General features: G+C 43.5%; 23 protein-coding genes, 4 tRNA genes and 1 other RNA gene. 16 read left to right on the forward strand and 12 right to left on the reverse strand.

Going from position 1 to position 17,870, the window contains the following annotated elements; all coding sequences use genetic code 11:
- Nucleotides 1-3: 3 nt before the first annotated feature.
- The 3 genes from rplM to ssrA form a co-directional block, all read right to left on the reverse strand.
- The gene (rplM, locus tag D891_RS0108285) at nucleotides 4-435 is read right to left on the reverse strand and encodes a 50S ribosomal protein L13 (protein ID WP_025270645.1); all 432 of its coding nucleotides are present in this window, start codon (nucleotides 433-435) and stop codon (nucleotides 4-6) included.
- A gap of 77 nt (nucleotides 436-512) precedes the next feature.
- On the reverse strand, nucleotides 513-1,400 hold the full coding sequence (locus tag D891_RS0108290; protein ID WP_025270646.1) for a glucosaminidase domain-containing protein: 888 nt from the start codon (nucleotides 1,398-1,400) through the stop codon (nucleotides 513-515).
- Between the two features lie 114 nt (nucleotides 1,401-1,514).
- Nucleotides 1,515-1,885, reverse strand: a transfer-messenger RNA (tmRNA) gene (gene ssrA, locus D891_RS09745).
- An 83-nt stretch (nucleotides 1,886-1,968) separates the two neighbouring features.
- Between ssrA and D891_RS0108300 the strand changes: the two genes are divergently transcribed.
- The 3 genes from D891_RS0108300 to D891_RS09755 are packed head-to-tail and all read left to right on the forward strand — an operon-like array spanning nucleotide 1,969 to nucleotide 3,483.
- Nucleotides 1,969-2,457 (forward strand): DUF2726 domain-containing protein, encoded by a 489-nt coding sequence (locus D891_RS0108300; protein ID WP_084042348.1) that lies wholly within the window; start codon nucleotides 1,969-1,971, stop codon nucleotides 2,455-2,457.
- On the forward strand, nucleotides 2,454-2,624 hold the full coding sequence (locus tag D891_RS09750) for a Trm112 family protein (protein WP_084042349.1): 171 nt from the start codon (nucleotides 2,454-2,456) through the stop codon (nucleotides 2,622-2,624). The genes D891_RS0108300 and D891_RS09750 overlap by 4 nt, the downstream gene beginning before the upstream one ends.
- A complete protein-coding gene (locus tag D891_RS09755; RefSeq protein ID WP_025270649.1) occupies nucleotides 2,617-3,483 on the forward strand; it encodes a DMT family transporter in 867 nt (288 codons plus the stop codon). Before D891_RS09750 ends, D891_RS09755 begins: the two co-directional genes overlap by 8 nt.
- Here D891_RS09755 and minE read toward each other — a convergent pair.
- Genes minE through D891_RS09610 form a run of 3 tightly spaced genes read right to left on the reverse strand, consistent with a single transcriptional unit; the run spans nucleotide 3,476 to nucleotide 5,193 of the window.
- Nucleotides 3,476-3,715 carry a cell division topological specificity factor MinE gene (gene minE, locus D891_RS0108315; RefSeq protein WP_025270650.1) on the reverse strand — a complete coding sequence of 80 codons (240 nt, stop codon included), beginning with the start codon at nucleotides 3,713-3,715 and terminating at the stop codon, nucleotides 3,476-3,478. The genes D891_RS09755 and minE overlap by 8 nt on opposite strands.
- Nucleotides 3,716-3,720: 5 nt before the next feature.
- The gene (gene minD, locus D891_RS0108320; protein WP_025270651.1) at nucleotides 3,721-4,518 is read right to left on the reverse strand and encodes a septum site-determining protein MinD; all 798 of its coding nucleotides are present in this window, start codon (nucleotides 4,516-4,518) and stop codon (nucleotides 3,721-3,723) included.
- 9 nt (nucleotides 4,519-4,527) lie between these two features.
- Nucleotides 4,528-5,193, reverse strand: coding sequence for a septum site-determining protein MinC (locus D891_RS09610; protein ID WP_051453580.1), 666 nt, complete (start codon nucleotides 5,191-5,193; stop codon nucleotides 4,528-4,530).
- A 114-nt stretch (nucleotides 5,194-5,307) separates the two neighbouring features.
- Between D891_RS09610 and D891_RS0108330 the strand changes: the two genes are divergently transcribed.
- Genes D891_RS0108330 through D891_RS0108340 form a run of 3 tightly spaced genes read left to right on the forward strand, consistent with a single transcriptional unit; the run spans nucleotide 5,308 to nucleotide 7,116 of the window.
- Complete coding sequence (locus D891_RS0108330; RefSeq protein ID WP_025270653.1) at nucleotides 5,308-5,697, forward strand: secondary thiamine-phosphate synthase enzyme YjbQ; 390 nt, start codon at nucleotides 5,308-5,310, stop codon at nucleotides 5,695-5,697.
- Nucleotides 5,698-5,701: 4 nt separating this feature from the next.
- Nucleotides 5,702-6,859 carry a cofactor-independent phosphoglycerate mutase gene (locus tag D891_RS0108335; protein ID WP_025270654.1) on the forward strand — a complete coding sequence of 386 codons (1,158 nt, stop codon included), beginning with the start codon at nucleotides 5,702-5,704 and terminating at the stop codon, nucleotides 6,857-6,859.
- Between the two features lie 2 nt (nucleotides 6,860-6,861).
- Nucleotides 6,862-7,116, forward strand: coding sequence for a hypothetical protein (locus tag D891_RS0108340; protein WP_025270655.1), 255 nt, complete (start codon nucleotides 6,862-6,864; stop codon nucleotides 7,114-7,116).
- Here D891_RS0108340 and D891_RS0108345 read toward each other — a convergent pair.
- The 3 genes from D891_RS0108345 to D891_RS0108355 form a co-directional block, all read right to left on the reverse strand.
- On the reverse strand, nucleotides 7,113-8,399 hold the full coding sequence (locus tag D891_RS0108345; RefSeq protein ID WP_025270656.1) for an ArnT family glycosyltransferase: 1,287 nt from the start codon (nucleotides 8,397-8,399) through the stop codon (nucleotides 7,113-7,115). The two genes, D891_RS0108340 and D891_RS0108345, sit on opposite strands and share 4 nt — an antisense overlap.
- Before the next feature lie 50 nt (nucleotides 8,400-8,449).
- Nucleotides 8,450-8,526: transfer RNA gene (locus D891_RS0108350), tRNA-Arg, on the reverse strand.
- Nucleotides 8,527-8,534: 8 nt separating this feature from the next.
- Nucleotides 8,535-8,612 (reverse strand) — tRNA-Pro (locus D891_RS0108355).
- Between the two features lie 111 nt (nucleotides 8,613-8,723).
- On the opposite strand from D891_RS0108355, the gene D891_RS0108360 reads away from it, so the two are divergent.
- From D891_RS0108360 to D891_RS0108390, 7 genes are all read left to right on the forward strand, one after another.
- Nucleotides 8,724-8,797: transfer RNA gene (locus tag D891_RS0108360), tRNA-Gln, on the forward strand.
- 11 nt (nucleotides 8,798-8,808) lie between these two features.
- Nucleotides 8,809-8,883 (forward strand) — tRNA-Glu (locus D891_RS0108365).
- A 93-nt stretch (nucleotides 8,884-8,976) separates the two neighbouring features.
- Entirely contained in the window at nucleotides 8,977-9,990 is a 1,014-nt protein-coding gene (gap, locus tag D891_RS0108370; protein ID WP_025270657.1) for a type I glyceraldehyde-3-phosphate dehydrogenase, read from the forward strand.
- Nucleotides 9,990-11,168, forward strand: a complete 1,179-nt coding sequence (locus D891_RS0108375; protein WP_029952179.1) for a phosphoglycerate kinase — start codon at nucleotides 9,990-9,992, stop codon at nucleotides 11,166-11,168. Before gap ends, D891_RS0108375 begins: the two co-directional genes overlap by 1 nt.
- Nucleotides 11,165-11,899, forward strand: coding sequence for a triose-phosphate isomerase (tpiA, locus tag D891_RS0108380; protein ID WP_025270659.1), 735 nt, complete (start codon nucleotides 11,165-11,167; stop codon nucleotides 11,897-11,899). Before D891_RS0108375 ends, tpiA begins: the two co-directional genes overlap by 4 nt.
- Nucleotides 11,900-12,220, forward strand: a complete 321-nt coding sequence (gene secG, locus D891_RS0108385) for a preprotein translocase subunit SecG (protein WP_025270660.1) — start codon at nucleotides 11,900-11,902, stop codon at nucleotides 12,218-12,220. It begins immediately after the preceding gene.
- Between the two features lie 3 nt (nucleotides 12,221-12,223).
- Entirely contained in the window at nucleotides 12,224-13,753 is a 1,530-nt protein-coding gene (locus D891_RS0108390; RefSeq protein WP_025270661.1) for a peptide-binding protein, read from the forward strand.
- Here D891_RS0108390 and D891_RS0108395 read toward each other — a convergent pair.
- Genes D891_RS0108395 through D891_RS0108405 form a run of 3 tightly spaced genes read right to left on the reverse strand, consistent with a single transcriptional unit; the run spans nucleotide 13,750 to nucleotide 16,081 of the window.
- Nucleotides 13,750-14,166 carry an NIL domain-containing protein gene (locus D891_RS0108395; protein ID WP_025270662.1) on the reverse strand — a complete coding sequence of 139 codons (417 nt, stop codon included), beginning with the start codon at nucleotides 14,164-14,166 and terminating at the stop codon, nucleotides 13,750-13,752. The genes D891_RS0108390 and D891_RS0108395 overlap by 4 nt on opposite strands.
- A gap of 12 nt (nucleotides 14,167-14,178) precedes the next feature.
- The gene (locus tag D891_RS0108400) at nucleotides 14,179-14,886 is read right to left on the reverse strand and encodes a UPF0280 family protein (protein WP_025270663.1); all 708 of its coding nucleotides are present in this window, start codon (nucleotides 14,884-14,886) and stop codon (nucleotides 14,179-14,181) included.
- Complete coding sequence (locus D891_RS0108405; protein ID WP_025270664.1) at nucleotides 14,870-16,081, reverse strand: homocysteine biosynthesis protein; 1,212 nt, start codon at nucleotides 16,079-16,081, stop codon at nucleotides 14,870-14,872. Before D891_RS0108405 ends, D891_RS0108400 begins: the two co-directional genes overlap by 17 nt.
- A gap of 116 nt (nucleotides 16,082-16,197) precedes the next feature.
- Between D891_RS0108405 and D891_RS0108410 the strand changes: the two genes are divergently transcribed.
- From D891_RS0108410 to D891_RS0108420, 3 genes are read left to right on the forward strand one after another with little or no spacing between them, the layout of a single operon-like run.
- Entirely contained in the window at nucleotides 16,198-16,578 is a 381-nt protein-coding gene (locus tag D891_RS0108410; protein ID WP_025270665.1) for a hypothetical protein, read from the forward strand.
- A gap of 45 nt (nucleotides 16,579-16,623) precedes the next feature.
- Nucleotides 16,624-17,295 (forward strand): YggS family pyridoxal phosphate-dependent enzyme, encoded by a 672-nt coding sequence (locus tag D891_RS0108415; protein ID WP_025270666.1) that lies wholly within the window; start codon nucleotides 16,624-16,626, stop codon nucleotides 17,293-17,295.
- Between the two features lie 47 nt (nucleotides 17,296-17,342).
- Entirely contained in the window at nucleotides 17,343-17,858 is a 516-nt protein-coding gene (locus D891_RS0108420; protein WP_025270667.1) for a cysteine hydrolase family protein, read from the forward strand.
- The last annotated feature ends 12 nt before the right edge of the window (nucleotides 17,859-17,870 follow it).

Below are 17,870 nucleotides of genomic sequence, written 5' to 3' on the forward strand. Positions count from 1 at the left end.
CTCTTAAACTTCTATTTTCACTGGATTTTGAGCCTTATGGGGATGCTCACCCTCGGCATATACCTTCAGCTTCGTTATCAGCCTATTGGACAGCCTGTTTTTAGGGAGCATACCCTTTACGGCATGAACAATTACCCTCTCGGGAAACTTCTGAAGCATATCCCTTGCCTTGATAGCCTTAAGGCCACCGATATAACCGCTATGTCTGTAGTAGTATTTCTGATCCAGCTTCTTACCGGTAAGCTTCACATACTTGGCATTAATCACAACAACAAAATCGCCTGTATCCACATGGGGTGTGAATGTGGGCTTATTCTTACCCCTCAATATATTGGCAATTTGTGTTGCAATCCTGCCCAGCGTTTTACCCTTAGCATCTATCAAATACCATTTTCTTTTGTCCGGCTCAAACTTGGCCATAAATGTCTTCTGCATCGTCCCTCTCCTTCAAAAAGTCAAATTCCAAAAGCAAAGCTTTTTATACTTAAAAACGCACCTATTGTCAAGCTTTATTACTCTAAAGCAAATGTTTTTGGAATCTCGGCCACAAATGTGGTGGGATAGAGCTTATCAAAACGGGCCAGTTCATTTGAGAGTATCACACGCTGAACCAGCCTAACATAGGCGCTCCTTTTGGTCGAATAGTGGGTCAAATACTCGGCCAGCTTATAAGGATTCTGATACTTACCCATTCTGTATCTTGCTTCCCTGAACATCCTATACGCCCTCGATCTATCCAGGTTCAACATATAGCATACAGTGGCCTCATAAAGACTTGAAAACCGCCTTACAATATCGCCGGGTTTGGGGTGTTTCTTGTGGATACCATATACATTGTTGTAATTTATAGCAAATCTGGATTTGCCCCAACCGGATTCTATGCCTGCCTGGGCAATCAACAGGCTAACCGGAATGCTGCCGCTCTTTTTTACAAGCTCCTCAACCGTATGGCACCTGAATTTCTTAAAACCATACTCCAGAAGCCGCTTATCCGACTCAGACAGTTGCATATTACTATCCAGCTTTTCCTTTATCTTTAAAAACAGCTCATGCTCCCTATCAAACTGGGCTTTAACGGTAAAGGCAATGGGCAACATAACCCTTATGAAAAGCCTCTTCCTCTTTTTGGCCGGGAGCCTGGAGAAATCCTTTGGCAGGCTCTTTAACAGATAAGGCTCAACAACAAAGGAATAACTATTGAGGGGGCTGTAAAGGGAGAGTCTCTCTTCCAACTGTCTGGTGTTTTTTACCGTATAGAGGATTATACCATTACCCTGCTGGGGGGTTTTGCCAAATACAAGCAGCGCTATACCGAAGATAAAAGCCAATGCAAACAGCACAATGAAGATCAGTGCTGCAACATTCGTCTTGGGTTTTAAAACAGGTCTCTTTTCACTCATCGGTTTCCGAATATACTCCTTTTTTTCTCTAAGTCAAGAAAAATGGCTTCAAAAAGCCAAAAACTAAAAATCACTTAATTTAGCCCTTAATATGGCCTGGATGAATTAATTTTTTGGTGGAGACGGCGGGAGTCGAACCCGCGTCCAGGCGTGCGTCACAGTCGAGGGCTTTTACATGCTTAGCCTCCTTTTTAGTTAGCGAAACCACCGGGAAAAAGGAAGCCAAACCCATTGGTGGCTCGCACCCGAAGTAAATAATCCAGCTATCGCCTTCGGGCAAACGATAGCCTTCGGCGCTTTGAACTCTAAAGGCCTATTTACACCCCAAAGCGCCAAAGGGCGTAAAAGGCCTGCCGCCTGTAATTAGGCAGCTAAAGCGTACTCAGTGTCTGCGTTTCTTTTTCCCTGCCGGTTTTACGAGCAAGCAGGAGCTCGGCATGACCCTCGGCTGCTAAAACACCCTGTCGAACCCAGAATGCGTCCCCTTTTGGCAGTGAGTAATTTACTCCTTTTTGCAACTTTTTCAAGCTTTCTTGATAATTGACGATTTTTAGGATAAGATTTGGACATGTGGATGATCGTAATAGCCTCTTTGGTCTTGCTGGTTATAGTTTACTATTTCTTTGTAAAAAGCTCAAAGTTCAAGGAAAAGGACGATACCGATGTCTATAAATGCAAGGATTTCTTACTGACCAAAACAGAGAAGGTTGCATTTGATAAGATAAAAAGCTACTTGGATAAAAACCACCTAAACCTCGATGTTTTTCCCAAAATGAGGCTAACCGATTTTGTATGGACACCGAAGGAGAACAGAAACGCCTATCTAAGGATACAGATGAAGTTTGTGGATTTTCTCATTGTAAGAACACCACAATTGCACCCGATAGCGGCAATATTCATAACAAACCCGGACAACAAATCCAAGATGCAGTCCCTTGAGACCATTGAGCCGGTTCTTAAACACACAAAGATAAAGCTCATAAAGGTATCGCCGCAGGATATATTTAACTCAACCATGATAGATAAATTAAACAAAGCCATAAAGGAGGCATCATGATTTCTGAGGAGTTGTTAAGGATTATAGCATGCCCAAAATGTAAGGGTGATTTGAAGTTAAGCGAAGACGGTAATTTCCTGATATGCGAAAGGTGCAAGATAAAATACCCCATAGAGGACGACATACCCATCTTGATTGTTGATGAGGCAAAACCGCTAAATGATTAAGGCTTTAGCCGCCGTCTTTATATGCATAATATCGTGGGCATTTATACCGATAGCCTCAAAGGAGATCCTAAGGGGTATGAACAACTATGCCATGCTGTTTTTCTCCAATATCATATCGGCTTTAGTATTGGGTGTTTATTTATTTGCCCAAAACGGCATAGGGGCATTAAAAAAATACTCCGCCAAGGACTATTTCATCATGTCCTTTTTGGGTTTTCTGGGGAGCTTTCTGTTTTATGTATTTCTTTATAAGGCGTTCTCCTTAGCAAGCGCCCAGGAGGTATTTATAATAAACTACACATGGCCCATCCTGATAACGGTGTTTGGCTTTTTTATACTTAAAGAAAGGGCCACGCTTATAAGCCTATTGGCCATAACGATAAGCTTTCTGGGAGTAATCGTGATAGCCACAAAGGGCAACCTATCAACATTAAAACTAACCAATCTCTATGCGGACATGCTGGCGCTTCTTGCTGCCACATGCTTTGCGCTATTTTCCGTATTGGGAAAAAAGGTCAAATACGAACAGAAAACTGCTGTATTTGTGTATTTCTTGTCGGCCTCAATCTTTAGCCTTGCAACGGTCAAATACTTCCGGATAAGGCTCATAGACACAAACACGCTCTTCTGGCTTTTTATCAACGGCGCCATCATCAACGGCGTATCTTACATCTTCTGGTTTTATGCCTTAAAAAAGGCAAAAACCGCCTTAGTCTCAAATCTTGTATACCTGACACCGCTATTCTCGTTGATATTTATATCGCTAATATTAAAAGAAAGGATAGAGCCCTATTCCATCGCTGCCCTGTTTCTGATAATGGCAGGCATAGGGCTTCAGCTTGCAAAAAAGCCTACTTGATGGGGATGTTTATCTCTAAAACCTCCATGGAGTTATCCCTCTGAAGGGATACCTCAACATCATCCGGGTCTATATCCACATACTTGCTTATAACCTTAATCAAATCGTTCCTCAGATCATCCAAGAAGGGCGCCCTGTTTGATACCCTTTCGTGTGCCAGTATGATTTGCAGCCTCTCTTTGGCCTTTTGAGCCGACTTCTTTTTGTTTTTCCTAAAAAAATCCAACAGCATAGCCACTATTCCTTAAAAAAGCTTATTATCGTCTCTAATATTCCCTTTTTCTTCTCCACTATCTCCATAAACGGCACATCCTTACCCAAAATCCTCTGGGTTATGTTCTTATAAGCCTTACCGGATGGCGAATCGGGATGCAATATAGAGGGTTCACCGACATTGGTATAGCTAACGATGTTCTCATCCTCCGGCACAACACCGATCAACGGTATGCTCAAAACCTGCAGAACATCGTCCTTGCTCATCATATCCCCCCTCTTTACAAGAGAGGGGTTTATGCGGTTTATTATCAGGCTCATCTCCTTCTTGTTGTTGGCCTCTAAGATACCTATAACCCTATCTGCATCCCTGACGGCGGATATCTCAGGGGTTGTAACGATTATAACCTCATCTGCAGGCAGCATGGCGTTTCTAAAGCCCCCCTCTATGCCGGCAGGCGAATCCAGGATAATATAATCAAACTCTTTTTTAAGTTCATTGGTTAGCTCTATAACCTGCTCAGGCTTAACGGCCGATTTATCCCTGGTCTGGGCTGCGGCTATTAAATATAGATTATCGGTTCTTTTATCCTTTATCAGGGCCTGCTTTATCTTGCAAACCTTCTCCACGACATTGACAACATCGTAAACAATACGGTTCTCCAGGCCCAGAATCATATCTAAATTCCTAAGACCGATATCCAAATCGATCGTCACAACCTTCTTTCCGGCCAAAGCTAACCCCAGAGATAGATTGGCCGTTGTGGTCGACTTACCAACGCCACCTTTACCGGATGTTATCGTCAAAACCTTACCAGACATAGCCTACTCCTATTTCGTATTTAACCACTCACTATAAGGCATTATTACTATACCATCCTCATCAACATAGGCAACCTCAGGAACAACATTATCCCTCTTCTTCAAAAGCACATTCTCCTCAGGCGATCTCGTTATATAGTTGCCTATCCTTATCTGAGGTGGATTTAAATCAAAGGCAAAGATAACGGCATCATCGTTGCCGCCATAGCCGGCATGGGGCACACCGTAAAGCTTGCCCAGCACAAATATATTGCCTGTGGCATAGATGTATGAATTTGAGTTAACATTGCCCACGACAACCAGATCGCCGTTTGCTTTTATGGATTGGCCACTCCTTAGATTACCCCTAAATGTCGAAACCTCCCTCTCGTTGGTCTCGTTTACAAGATGCACATGCTTAAGCTCTATAATGGGCAACTCTATATTAAGGCCCTCCTTATCCTCAACCACTATAGCACTCAGAAGTATTCCTTTTTCTTTCAAAAACTCAACAAAATCACCGGCTAAGGATTTATTTGAGGGGTTGAGCCGTAAGGTAACGATGGCGTTCCTCATATATTGGCTTGATACAACCAAAAGGCTCTCAAGCTCATTAAACGCCCTCTCTTTGTCCGTTTCGTCTATCTCTATCTCAAAGCCTAAGAAATTTTTTCCCTTAATCGCAACTTTACCCATTGCCTGGTTAAATACCATATAATTTGCTATAATTCAAGATGTTTGGTGTAATATCAAGGCATGGGTGTTTGACTTTTAGATTGCGCAGAGTAAACTCTTTTTAGGAGGGCAACCGTGATAGTAGAAAGGATCAGGACACACACCAAAAAGGAGGCCATAGAGATAACCAGCATTATACAAAAGCACGCAGAGAAGGTAAAAAACGGTATAGCAACGGTATTTGTTCCACATACAACGGCGGGCATAACGATAAACGAAGCCTACGACCCTGCCGTGTGTGAGGATATGCTTGATGAGTTAGTAAGGCTAATACCTTATTCAAGCAATTACAAACACTTAGAGGGCAACGCCGATGCCCATATCCAGGCCTCATTAATCGGCAACAGCGTTAGTGTAATAATCGAAAACGGCAAACTCGTCTTAGGCAGATGGCAGGGTATATTCTTTATGGAATTCGACGGACCAAGAAACAGGGAATTCTATATAAAAATCATAGAGGGGTGATTGAATGAAATACATGATACTGTTAGGCGACGGCATGGCTGATTGGCCTATTGAGGAGTTGGGCGGCAAAACACCGTTGGAGTATGCAAACACACCCAATATGGACATAATAGCATCGGGCATAAAGGGTAGGCTAAAGACCGTGCCTGAGGGGATGCATCCGGGCAGCGATGTGGCAAATATGAGCGTGTTGGGTTATGACCCAAAGCTGTATTACACAGGAAGGGCTCCGCTTGAGGCCATCAGCAAGGATATAGAGATGGATAAAGACGATGTGGCATACAGATGCAACTTTGTATTCATAGAAGACGGCATAATGAAGGATTTTTCAGCCGGCCATATACCGACGGATAAATCAAGTAAACTCATAGAACTCCTAAACGAGCAGCTAAAGGAGGACGGCATAGAGTTCTATGCAGGTGTAAGCTACAGAAACCTCATGATCTGGCGAGGAGGAAAAACCGATATAACGACACCGCCTCATGATATATCCGACCAAAACATAGACAAGCACCTACCCAAAGGAGAGGCAAAAGAAAAACTCATATCCATAATGGACAAAGCCAAAGAAATCCTAAAAAACAACACCATCCACCCAAAGGCCAATGCGATATGGCTGTGGGGTGAGGGTAAAAAACCGTCTATGCCGCTATTTAAGGATGAGTTTGGCAAGGACGGTTGCATGATCAGCGCCGTCGATCTGATGGTGGGCATAGGCAAACTAACAGGCATGTTTATACCACAGATAGAGGGCCTGACCGGCTTTTTGGATACGAACTTTGAGGGCAAGATAGATGCAACCTTTGAGTTCTTGCAAAACGGGGGCGATTTTGTCTATCTCCATGTTGAGGCAACGGATGAGGCAGGGCACATGGGGGATGTTGAGAAAAAGATAGAAGCTATAGAGTTGTTCGACAAAAAGATAGTAGGTGAGGCTATAAAAAGATCGGACAGCTTGAACGATGAACTAAGAATAGCCGTTTTGCCGGACCATCCAACACCCATAAAGATAAAAACACACTCGGCCGAGGCTGTCCCGTTTGCCGTATGGGATTCAAAAAACCCCAAAAGAGCCGATTCATATACAGAGGCGTCTTGTAAAAACGGGCTATTTATCGAAAACGGGCATGAGTTTATAAGGAGGATGTTGTTTAAGGAGTAATCATGGTTGGACCAATTGACATTCAGAATGTCATATTGAACGCAACTGCCCAGAGCCAGCTAAATCAAAACCCGCTCTCCCAGGCTGCGGCCGCCGAATCCTTCAAGGGCATCATAGAAACAAAGGAAAAAGAGGAAAAAACAACAAAAGTGGAAGAGACGGAAAACTCCACCTCCAACACCATCGAGAAAGATAAACACCAAGAAAAGAAGAGGGCGCAGCAGAAAAAGGAAGGGCACATAGACTTAAGGGCTTAGTGTATAGATTTTATCATCAAAGTATTGTTTCTAAGAATAAGGTCAAATCGGGGCTTAAGATACGGTTTATCGATACAATAAAAATAGAAGTATGCCCTCTGGAGATCTCCTAAATTAACCATTCTTACATTACCTATACTTTTAACCTTCTTACAATAACTTTCATACACCGAAGGAGAAAAGCCCTCTCTAAAGGGATGGTGAAAGGGTTTTTTGTAAACAATACCGCCAATAAGAAATAGGACACCCACCACCAAAAAGAACTCAACAGCGTATTTATCTATATTAAGTCTTTTTAGCCCTATAACGCAAAAAATCGCTGCTATAGGATACAGGTAATAAAGATACCTTGTAAATTTCTCATGCGGCACATTTATCAGCACAAACACAAAAAAGATATAAACGCCAAACAAATACCAAAGTTCCTTTTTATAAACTCCATCTTTAAAATAATAAACCAAACCTAAAATAAAAAACGGCAAACCGGGCCAAAACCGAGAAAGCAACCTTCCAAAATAAAACAGATAATCCCTTTTATCACCCTCAGATAGAGTCCCTGTGATTCTTGCCAATATCTGATTACCAACAAATTCCTTATAAAAAGCCTTATTCTCAAAAAATTGATAAGCATACCAGGGAAAAGCCATAACAAAAGCCAGGATTATTCCAATAAAAAAGCGGATACTCAAAAACGAGAAATCCCTTTTTAAGAGTTTCCAGATAACAAAAACAGATATACCTATCAAGCCTATAGGCCCTTTGGTTAATATACCAAGACCCAATGGAACTCCCGACAATATATATCTGCCCTTTATCAACAAATAAAGATTTAGCAATATGAAAAAGGTAACAATACTTTCCATTCTAACAATACTGCTAAGCCTTATTACATGAAAATTAACTATAAAAAACATTGATGCCAGAAATGCATCCCTATCATCATCAAAAACGGTTTTTGATAAATAAAAAACCATTATACCATCAAAAATGGCAAACAATGCAGGGAAAAACCTGGCAGCAAAAGCCGAAATACCAAAGATTTTGTATGAAAAAGCTATGAGCCAAAAATATAGAGGAGGTTTTTTTAGATAAGGTTCACCTGCAAGATACAGATTAAACCAATTATCGCCAAATAGAAGCCCCTTTGCCACTGCTGCATGTTTAAGCGAATCGCCGCTCAAATACGGATCCCAGCTTCTCATAAAGAAAAAGATAGCTCCAATTACAACTATAACAGACACATAGAAATATCTCTCGTTTATGCTGAGCTTCTTTTCTATCATCAAGAGGCCTTTTAATGAATTAAAAAAGACATGAAGTTCCCAGCAAAAAATGGCGCGCCCGAGAGGATTCGAACCTCTGGCCCACGGATTAGAAGTCCGTTGCTCTATCCAGCTGAGCTACGGGCGCGCAACCAATGGTCGGGGTGAGTGGACTTGAACCACCGACCCCCTGCTCCCAAGGCAGGTGCGCTAACCAAACTGCGCTACACCCCGACTGCGCAATTTATTATCACAAAAGCCGACAGAATTCAATAAAAAAATATGACAAAAGCCTGGATAAAAATCTTGACTTTTAACTTTAAAACTGTAAAATCCCACCAGGTTTGGGATGTCGTCTAACGGTAGGACAGCGGACTCTGGATCCGCGAGTCGGGGTTCGAATCCCTGCATCCCAGCCATTATTGATTGTGGCCCCATCGTCTAGCGGTTAGGACGTCGGCCTCTCACGCCGAAAACAGGGGTTCGATTCCCCTTGGGGCTACCATTTTTTTATTTTCTTCTCTCCTGCAGGGTGCAAATGCTTGAAAAAATAGGATTTTTATGTATACTGTAGCCAAAATTTTTCGGAGGTAATGCTATGTCTATAAAGGTTGCAATAAACGGTTTTGGAAGGATAGGTAGGGCTTTTTTTAGAACCTGTATAGGGTATGACCAGATAGATATAGTGGCCATAAACGATTTAACAGACTCAAAAACACTGGCTCATCTGTTGAAATATGACTCTGTGCACGGCGCTTTATACGACCACAAAATAGAAAGCAAGGAAGACGCCATACTGTTTGACAACAAAGAGATAAAGATATTTGCAGAAAAAGACCCAAAACAGTTGCCCTGGGGTGATTTAGGCATAGATATAGTCGTGGAATCAACAGGGGTTTTCAGAAGCAGAGATAAAGCAAAAGCCCATCTGGAAGCGGGTGTCAAAAAGGTCATTATCAGCGCACCGGCAAAGGGCGGGGATGTGCCTACAGTTGTCCTGGGTGTAAACGATAAAGGCTTTGACTTCAAAAACAACGCCATCATATCCAACGCATCGTGCACCACAAACTGCGTGGCTCCGCTTGCAAAGATACTCCACGACAACTTCACCATCATACACGGCTTCATGACAACGGTTCACTCATACACCAACGACCAAAGGATACTCGATCTGCCCCATAAGGACCTAAGAAGGGCCAGGGCCGCTGCTGCCAACATTATACCCACAACAACAGGTGCGGCTATTGCTGTTGGTCTTGTTATACCATCACTAAAGGGTAAGCTGGATGGTATATCCATAAGGGTGCCAACCCCCAATGTATCATTGGTCGATCTGGTCGTTGAGGTTGAAAAGGAGGTCGATATAGAAACCGTCAACAAGGCGGTAAAAGAGGCCAGCGAAACCCACATGAAGGGCATTATGCAGTATCTTGATGAACCCGTGGTATCAACGGATCTGAATGGCAACCCGCATTCAAGCATGTTCGACAGCTTAGAGACAATGGTAATAGACAAAAAACTTGTAAAGGTTCTATCCTGGTATGATAACGAATGGGGCTATTCTTCAAGGCTTAGGGATCTAATATTGAGGATAGCAGAAGAGGGAATGTGATGAGGTTTATAAACGACATCGATATAAAGGGCAAAAGGGTCTTTATACGGTGTGATTTCAATGTCCCGATGGACGAGAACGGCAACATTACAGATGACAACAGGATCAGGGCAGCCCTTCCCACGATACAGTACGCCATAGACAACAAGGCCAAGGTTATACTGGCAAGCCATCTTGGAAGGCCAAAGGGTAAGCCCAACCCGAAATACTCGCTAAAGGCTGTAGCCAAAAGGCTATCAACGCTGCTCGATAAGGATGTAGTATTCATCGAGGACTTTAAGCAGCAGAAGGATCTAATAGAAAAGCTAAACAACGGTGATGTTGCCCTCCTTGAGAACTTAAGGTTCCATCCGGGTGAGGAGGAAAACTCAGAGGCATTCGCCAAAGAGCTCCTTGAGTTGTTTGATGTCTATGTAAACGACGCCTTTGGTGTATGCCACAGAAAACACGCCTCGGTTTATGCATTGCCTAAGCTTGCCCCAATAACCGTGGGCGGATTCCTCCTAAAGAAGGAATTGGATTACTTCGACAAGATATTCACCATTAAGGATAAACCCTTTGTGGCCGTCATAGGTGGTGCAAAGGTCTCAGGCAAGCTTGACTGCCTAATCAACCTGATCGACAAAGCCGACAAGCTTATAATCGGCGGGGCTCAGGCGTTCACATTCCTAAAGGCGCTGGGCTATGAAACAGGCAAAAGCCTTGTGGAGGATGATCTGATAGACGAGGCTAAAAGGATCATGGAAAAGGCAAAAGAGAGGGGTGTTAGATTCTATTTACCGGTGGACTTTGTCTGCTCTTCATCAATCGAGGATAAAACCCCTAAAGGGGTCTTTACCTATCAGGAGATCCCGACTGATTTAATGGGGCTTGACATAGGCCCTGCTTCTGTAGAACTATTCAAAGAGGCCCTGCAGGATGCCAGGGTTGTTGTCTGGAACGGCCCGATGGGCGTCTTTGAGGTCAATGCGTTTGCTAAAGGGACAAACGAGATAGCAAAGGCAATAGGCAAATTGAACGCACTAAGCGTGGTAGGGGGTGGAGATACGGCAGAGGCTGTGGAAAAGGCCGGCGAGAGCCATAACATGAGCTATATCTCGACCGGCGGGGGTGCTTCACTAAAACTGTTAGAGGGCAAAACATTGCCCGCTATAGAGGTATTGGAGAGTAAATCATGATGAGAAATATCATTGCAGCCAACTGGAAGATGCACTTCGATTTAGACACCGCTATTCAGACGGCCCTTCAGATGAAAGAGGAGTTAAACGGCTTTAACGATGTTGAGCTGATCGTATGCCCCAGCTTTGTGTTCCTTCATCCATTAAGCAGCATATTGAGAAGCAGCAACATAAAATTAGGAGGGCAAAACCTATACTTTGAGGATAAAGGCGCCTTTACCGGTGAGGTATCGGCAGGTATGCTAAAAAGCGTGGGTTGTGAGTATGTGATAATAGGCCATTCGGAAAGAAGGCACATATTTTCAGAAAAAGACATAGACATCCAGAAAAAGGTAAGGAAGGCCTTGGAATACAACCTAAAACCCATCCTGTGCATAGGAGAGACGCTTAAACAGAGAAAGGAGAACAAGGCCTTTGATGTTGTCGAAAGGCAGATAGTATCGGCCTTAGACGGTGTGGATTTAAGCAAGGTAATAGTCGCATACGAGCCTGTCTGGGCCATAGGCACAGGCGTTGCAGCAGATAGGCAGACGGTGGAGGAGATGCACAACTTTGTATCCAATCTGCTGGACGATGTTCCGATACTATACGGGGGCAGTGTAAAACCAGAAAACTCTTACGAATTAGCAACGATAAACAGCGTTAATGGATTTTTGGTTGGAACAGCCAGCTTAAAAACGGATAGCTTTAAAAAAATAATTGAGGAATTCAAGAAAGCCAAGGAGGATTAGATGCTAACATTGATGGTAATACTTCAGATAATTTTGGGAGTGTTGCTTGTAGGTCTCATACTGCTGCAAAAAGGAAAAGGAGCAGAGATGGGCGTGGCCTTTGGAACGGGGGCTGCCGATACACTATTTGGCCCAACGGGTGCCATGAGCCTATTGGCCAAAATAACATGGGGTCTGGCATTTGTGTTTATGCTTAACTCCATAGGCATATCATACATCATCTATAAATCGAATACCTCGTCTATAACATCTAACATGCCAACGACACAGACAAGCCCTGCACCCATTTCTAACCCGAAGACAAAACCCATAACAAAATAGGCAATGAAAAGGCTTCTGCTGCTCATACTCCCCTTTTTCATAGTCCATCTTGCGGAAGCCTCAACTGTCTATTTCTCTTTGGGGGCAAATCCCAAACGCTTTATACCGTTTCTTGCCATCGATTCATCCAGCGGTGAGATCTCCTCTTACATATTCAACGGATTGTTAAAACTCAACAAAGACATGGACATAGTGGGTGATTTAGCAAGGGATTTCAAGATAGAAGACAACGGCAAAAGGATAGTTTTTCACCTAAGAAGAAACATCTATTGGCAGGACGGCAAAAAATTTACATCCAGGGATGTCATATTTACATACAAGCTCATCACAGACCCCAAAACACCGACACCGTATGCAGGCAAATACAAGATAATAAAGAAAATATACGCCCCGGATAATTATACGGTCGTCGTTGAATACCCATACCCCTTTAAACCAGCTCTGTATTCATGGATGATGGGGATAGTGCCCGAACACATACTAAAACACACCAAAAACATAGCAACAGACCCGTTTAATAGAAAACCAATAGGCACAGGGCCTTATATATTGAGTCAATGGAAGAATGCACAATTCGTAAAGCTAAAGGCGTTTGATAAATACTTCTTGCACAAGCCAAATATAGACAGGGTTATATACAAAATCATACCAGACCAAACAACGGCTCTGCTTGAGTTAAAAAACGGCAAATTGGATATGCTATCGCTAACCCCATTGCAATACAAATACGAATTCTCATCGGATCTGAAAAAGAGATACAAGATATACCTTGAGCCGTCTTCATCATACACATTCTTGGGATTCAACCTTAAGCTTGACATGTTTAAGGATATAAGGGTAAGAAAGGCCATATGCATGGCAATAGACAGGCAACAGATAAGAAAAACAATACTGTTTGGATTTGGAAGGGTGGCAGACTCCATCTATCCTGCAAACTCGCCTTACTTCAACAACAAGCTCATCTGCAACTACAACCCCAAGATGGCAAAAAAGCTCCTAAAAGAGGCGGGGTATATCTTAAAAAGAGACGGCTTTTTATACAAAAACGGCCGCAAGTTCACATTTACACTATACACAAACCAGGGCAATACACAAAGAAAGTATGCAGCCATCATGATACAGCAATACCTAAGAAAGATAGGCATAGACATGAAGATAAGGATAATGGAGTGGCAGGCGTTTTTAAACATGGTAAACGAAAGGCATTTTGATGCCATAATACTCGGATGGCAACTGGGGGCAGACCCGGATCAATACTCACTCTGGCATTCAAAAAGCGACTTCAAAGGGGGGTTTAATTTTGTCGGCTTCCACAACAAAGAGGTTGATAAACTCATAGAAAAAGCAAGAACCACATTCGATAAAGACAAAAGCAAAAGCATCTATAAAAAAATCAACGACCTCATAGTCAATCAATTCCCTTACATATTCCTTTACTATCCAACATCCATAACGGCCGTTAATCGCAATATCAAGGGGATAAAACCGGCCAAGGCAGGCATAATGTACAACTTTATAGATTGGAGCTATTAAATATCGCTATCCAGACTCATGGCCTTAACAGGGCAAACCTTCACGCAATAGCCGCATGCGATACATCTATCTTTATACAGCTCAACCCTCATAGTCTTTCTATCCTCAATGGTTAAAGCCTGGGTCGGACAGACGGCAACACAGAATCCGCAGTGATAGCAGCTGTCTTCATCCCTCTTTATGCTCTCCTCAACAAATGTCAGCTCAACCCCGTTTTCCTTTAGATAATCTATGCCCTTATAGAACGACTCATCGTTTCCGGAAATCTCCAGCGTCAAAACACCTTCCTTTCTGGGAAATATATTGGCCTTCATTATGTTAAAGGTCAGATCGTATTTTTTGCAAATATCAGAGATAAGCGGCTTATCCGCTATATCCTTAGGGAATCTCAAAACCACCTTCTTAGAAATCATCCATTTACCTCCTTACAAAAGCTTGATGTTGCCCCATATACCCATCTTTTTACCCTTTATAAACAAACACCCTTTTGCATTCCTGCTCTTTACAAACTCCATCGCCTTCTCTATATCGCCCTCGCTTTTTACCATATTGGCAGAGGCTGTGGCTAAAGCATCGGCTATAGCACAGTCCCCATCTATAACCATCGCCAGATCGGCCCTTCCCAAACTCAAAGACGGCCCTATGGTTGCACTGGATGAGCAGACACCCAGCCCGTCTTTACAATCCTTAATACCGATAGCAAGCCTATCCTTAAAGTGGGGGTTGGATGTATAGACGCCTATCCTGGCTTCACGATCGAGCTTCAAAAAGATATCACCGCCGTTTTCCACCACACACTCCCTGCAGCTTTTAAGAATAAACCTTCCGATCGCCTCCGCCACGGCACCGGCAACGGCAGCCATCGGACCAACACCGGCAACGGCTGCAGCCTGTATCATCCTTTTTGCAACATACGGGGCACTCTTATCTTCCCCTATGGGCTTCAGCGATGTCAAAAACTCCCCTCTTTTTTCTATATAGGCCTCAAGAGAGCTCACAACATCCTTAAGCTTCAAAAATACATCAAACCTATTATTTGAGCACGATTTTATAAAGAGATCGCTCTTTTTGTATGACACCTCAAAGGATTCAAACCCCTCAAGGTCGAATAGCTCCCTATAGACCCTTCTCATACTGCCTTAGGTATTTCAGCGGCTCATAGTCCTTAGATGTGGGCAGATTCACCGACGGCTTTGTCAGATAGAACCGTTTATCCATTATCCACTGCTTCAGCGTCTCTGCCACCTTCATAGCACCCGAATAGCTCGACAGTGGCGATGCCGGCACCTTCTTTCCGTTAACCGTAATAAAACCGCTCTTGAGCTGTTTGTAGTTCGTTAAACCGTAATTGTTGTCTATCTTCAATGGATAATCGTGGCCGTAATCAAAGATATAGGCATCTATCTCCTCATCCCTAACCGATGTAAAGAAGGCCATCTCCTCATTCAGGATCGGTATGGGTATGCCTATGCCTATACTCAAAGAGACACCGTATCCCAAGATCGATGCCCCCCTGACAAATTCAGGACTCATCCCCTTCATATCACCCATCACTGCTATCGCCCCAGCGCCGGTTTTTGGAACACCCCTTCTGTTTCTTTCCTCATCCGGGTTGTGCTGTGTGCCGTGATAGATCACATACCCTATGCCACCACCAAGAAAAATCCTCGTGCCTATACCTATTGTCAGATAAAATGGATCATTCAAAAGCGGCGATAACTGACCCGCAGACGAATATGTGGCATTTGCAAAGTTGGGCTTCAACACACCCATATAGGTATAGACGGTTTTAGCCGTGGAGTTTACGGCAACCGAATAGTTCTGATAGGCGTTTCTTGGACTCATCAGCGTTGCCTGTCTCAAATCATCTATGGTTATCTCCATCTCTATATGCTTTGCCGGATAACAATCGGTGGTGTATCCCTCTGCCACAAGTTTTATCGGCCTTCTGGCTATCAAATCCTCTATCACATGCCCCCCGCCGTATTCAAACCTGCCCGGATGAACAGCATTTAATGGGTCTCCCTCCTTTACAGCCGTTGCACCTAAATAACAATCCACCGCTGCAATTGCTCCATATGCCTCAACATCGTTTAGCCAAACCTTCGAGGCCTTTATCTTGGGCGATGTATGGCCGAAGTTTAAAAGCGCACCGCTTGAGCACATGGTTCCAAATGTGCCTGTGGTCACCACATCAACCTTCCTGGCGGCCCCAACAAAGCCCTCCCTTTCAACTATATCTATCATCTCCTCGGCATTTACAACAACGGCCTCGCCCCTCTTTATCTTTTCGTTAATCTCCTCTATGGTCTTATTCACCTCAAACACGCCAGAACCTCCACACCAATTGATTGAACAAAACAAATACCACTAAAATTATCCAAAGTCAACCGCTTGCACCCGCCGCTTTGTGGGTGTAATATTACCCAAAAAGGAGGCAAGATATGTGGGCCCTGCTCATGCTTCTAATCATAAGTGGGTGCAGTCCGAAAAACCTAACTAAACAGACAGACCACCCAATGGTCATATCGCCCAAAAGCGGGGCTGTCTGGATGGAAACCTATAGCTATAAGATCCGATGGAAAGGCATAGAACATGGCAATGTTTGCATTGCGATCCTGCTTGGGGGTAAGGATAAAGGCATAATAAATGACTGCAAAACCCCAGCACAAAGGGGTGTCTTTATCTGGAAGATACCCAGGGGCTTTGTCAGCTACTTCGGTATCAACAAAGAAGACAAGGCAAGGGTGGTGATATTCACCAAAACCAATCAAGATATAGAGATATTCAGCGATTACTTCACAATCTCAAAGCCATCCAATTGAAAAGTTGGGCTTTTGTGCTATACTTAGCCAAAAAGAGGTGAACTTATGTCCATTAAAGAGAAAACAGAGGCACTCCTTAAAGAAATACCGCAGGGCGTAATAGTGGAGGCTGCGGCTAAAACAAGAACGGCTGAGGAGATACTGCAAGCAATAGAGGGGGGCATAACGGTAATCGGCCAGAACTATATAAGGGATTTAAAAGCCGTATACGACAAAATCGGTGCAAGGGTTAAATGGCACTTTATAGGCTCTGTAAGAAACCAAAAGAACGAATTATTCAGGGCGAAATACCTAAAAATCATAGACATGATCGAAACAATAGACAACCTCGACGATGCAGAGAAACTGAACAAAAGATGCAAGACCATATCGAAGGTCATGCCCGTTTTGATTGAGATAAACTCAGCCGAGGAGCCGCAGAAGAGCGGCGTTATGCCCGATGATGCCATAGAGCTAATAAAAAGCATAAGCAGTCTTGATTACATACGCATAGAAGGGCTTATGACCATGGGAAAGGCCACCGAAACACCCGAGGATGCACGGATTTATTTTAGGCTAACCAGGCAGATCTTTGAGGAGGTTAAGCGATTGGGCATCGATAATGTAAACATGAAATACCTATCTATGGGCATGACAGACACATACAAGATCGCAATAGAGGAAGGGGCAAATATCGTAAGGATAGGCACGGCTATATTCGGACCCCGCAAGGCTTGATTTTGTTCATATTTGAGTGTATCTTTGCCACTGATTGGAGGTGAATTATGGAAGAGGCCGTATTGGTTGTGGATATGCTGAACGATTTTACCCTTGATGGTGCCCCTTTAAAGGTCGAAGAGAATGCCAGGATAATTCCCAACATAAAAGAGTTATTGGACAAAAAAAGAAAAGACGGTGCAGCAGTGATTTATGTGTGCGATGCACACACAGAGGACGATAAGGAGTTCAACATATGGCCCAAACACTGCGTCAAAGGCACAGAAGGTGCTAAGGTGGTGGATGAACTAAAACCGCAAGAGGGCGATTTTGTGGTGGAGAAGACCACATACGACGGCTTTTACAACACAGAGCTGGACAGTCTTTTAAAGCAACTCGGCATCAAAAAGCTCACCATTACGGGCTGCGTTATAAACATCTGCATAATGTATACGGCATCCAGCGCCGTTTTAAGGGGATATGAGGTGGAAATACCACTAAATTGCGTCTCCGCATTGGACGATGCATCCAGGGAGTGTGCAATCGCACAGTTTAAAAATGTTCTCAATGTGAAATTAACATAGAAGGAGAAGCGG

It is taken from the genome of Hippea sp. KM1, from assembly GCF_000526195.1.
GTDB lineage: Bacteria > Campylobacterota_A > Desulfurellia > Desulfurellales > Hippeaceae > Hippea.

What these genes read in the sequence shown, in the direction of transcription:
- rplM (WP_025270645.1), bottom strand. Translation starts at nt 435, where the DNA reads ATGCAGAAGACATTTATGGCCAAGTTTGAGCCGGACAAAAGAAAATGG.
- D891_RS0108290 (WP_025270646.1), bottom strand. Translation starts at nt 1,400, where the DNA reads ATGAGTGAAAAGAGACCTGTTTTAAAACCCAAGACGAATGTTGCAGCA.
- D891_RS0108300 (WP_084042348.1), top strand. Translation starts at nt 1,969, where the DNA reads ATGTGGATGATCGTAATAGCCTCTTTGGTCTTGCTGGTTATAGTTTAC.
- D891_RS09750 (WP_084042349.1), top strand. Translation starts at nt 2,454, where the DNA reads ATGATTTCTGAGGAGTTGTTAAGGATTATAGCATGCCCAAAATGTAAG.
- D891_RS09755 (WP_025270649.1), top strand. Translation starts at nt 2,617, where the DNA reads ATGATTAAGGCTTTAGCCGCCGTCTTTATATGCATAATATCGTGGGCA.
- minE (WP_025270650.1), bottom strand. Translation starts at nt 3,715, where the DNA reads ATGCTGTTGGATTTTTTTAGGAAAAACAAAAAGAAGTCGGCTCAAAAG.
- minD (WP_025270651.1), bottom strand. Translation starts at nt 4,518, where the DNA reads ATGTCTGGTAAGGTTTTGACGATAACATCCGGTAAAGGTGGCGTTGGT.
- D891_RS09610 (WP_051453580.1), bottom strand. Translation starts at nt 5,193, where the DNA reads ATGGGTAAAGTTGCGATTAAGGGAAAAAATTTCTTAGGCTTTGAGATA.
- D891_RS0108335 (WP_025270654.1), top strand. Translation starts at nt 5,702, where the DNA reads ATGAAATACATGATACTGTTAGGCGACGGCATGGCTGATTGGCCTATT.
- D891_RS0108340 (WP_025270655.1), top strand. Translation starts at nt 6,862, where the DNA reads ATGGTTGGACCAATTGACATTCAGAATGTCATATTGAACGCAACTGCC.
- D891_RS0108345 (WP_025270656.1), bottom strand. Translation starts at nt 8,399, where the DNA reads ATGATAGAAAAGAAGCTCAGCATAAACGAGAGATATTTCTATGTGTCT.
- gap (WP_025270657.1), top strand. Translation starts at nt 8,977, where the DNA reads ATGTCTATAAAGGTTGCAATAAACGGTTTTGGAAGGATAGGTAGGGCT.
- D891_RS0108375 (WP_029952179.1), top strand. Translation starts at nt 9,990, where the DNA reads ATGAGGTTTATAAACGACATCGATATAAAGGGCAAAAGGGTCTTTATA.
- tpiA (WP_025270659.1), top strand. Translation starts at nt 11,165, where the DNA reads ATGATGAGAAATATCATTGCAGCCAACTGGAAGATGCACTTCGATTTA.
- secG (WP_025270660.1), top strand. Translation starts at nt 11,900, where the DNA reads ATGCTAACATTGATGGTAATACTTCAGATAATTTTGGGAGTGTTGCTT.
- D891_RS0108390 (WP_025270661.1), top strand. Translation starts at nt 12,224, where the DNA reads ATGAAAAGGCTTCTGCTGCTCATACTCCCCTTTTTCATAGTCCATCTT.
- D891_RS0108395 (WP_025270662.1), bottom strand. Translation starts at nt 14,166, where the DNA reads ATGATTTCTAAGAAGGTGGTTTTGAGATTCCCTAAGGATATAGCGGAT.
- D891_RS0108400 (WP_025270663.1), bottom strand. Translation starts at nt 14,886, where the DNA reads ATGAGAAGGGTCTATAGGGAGCTATTCGACCTTGAGGGGTTTGAATCC.
- D891_RS0108410 (WP_025270665.1), top strand. Translation starts at nt 16,198, where the DNA reads ATGTGGGCCCTGCTCATGCTTCTAATCATAAGTGGGTGCAGTCCGAAA.
- D891_RS0108415 (WP_025270666.1), top strand. Translation starts at nt 16,624, where the DNA reads ATGTCCATTAAAGAGAAAACAGAGGCACTCCTTAAAGAAATACCGCAG.
- D891_RS0108420 (WP_025270667.1), top strand. Translation starts at nt 17,343, where the DNA reads ATGGAAGAGGCCGTATTGGTTGTGGATATGCTGAACGATTTTACCCTT.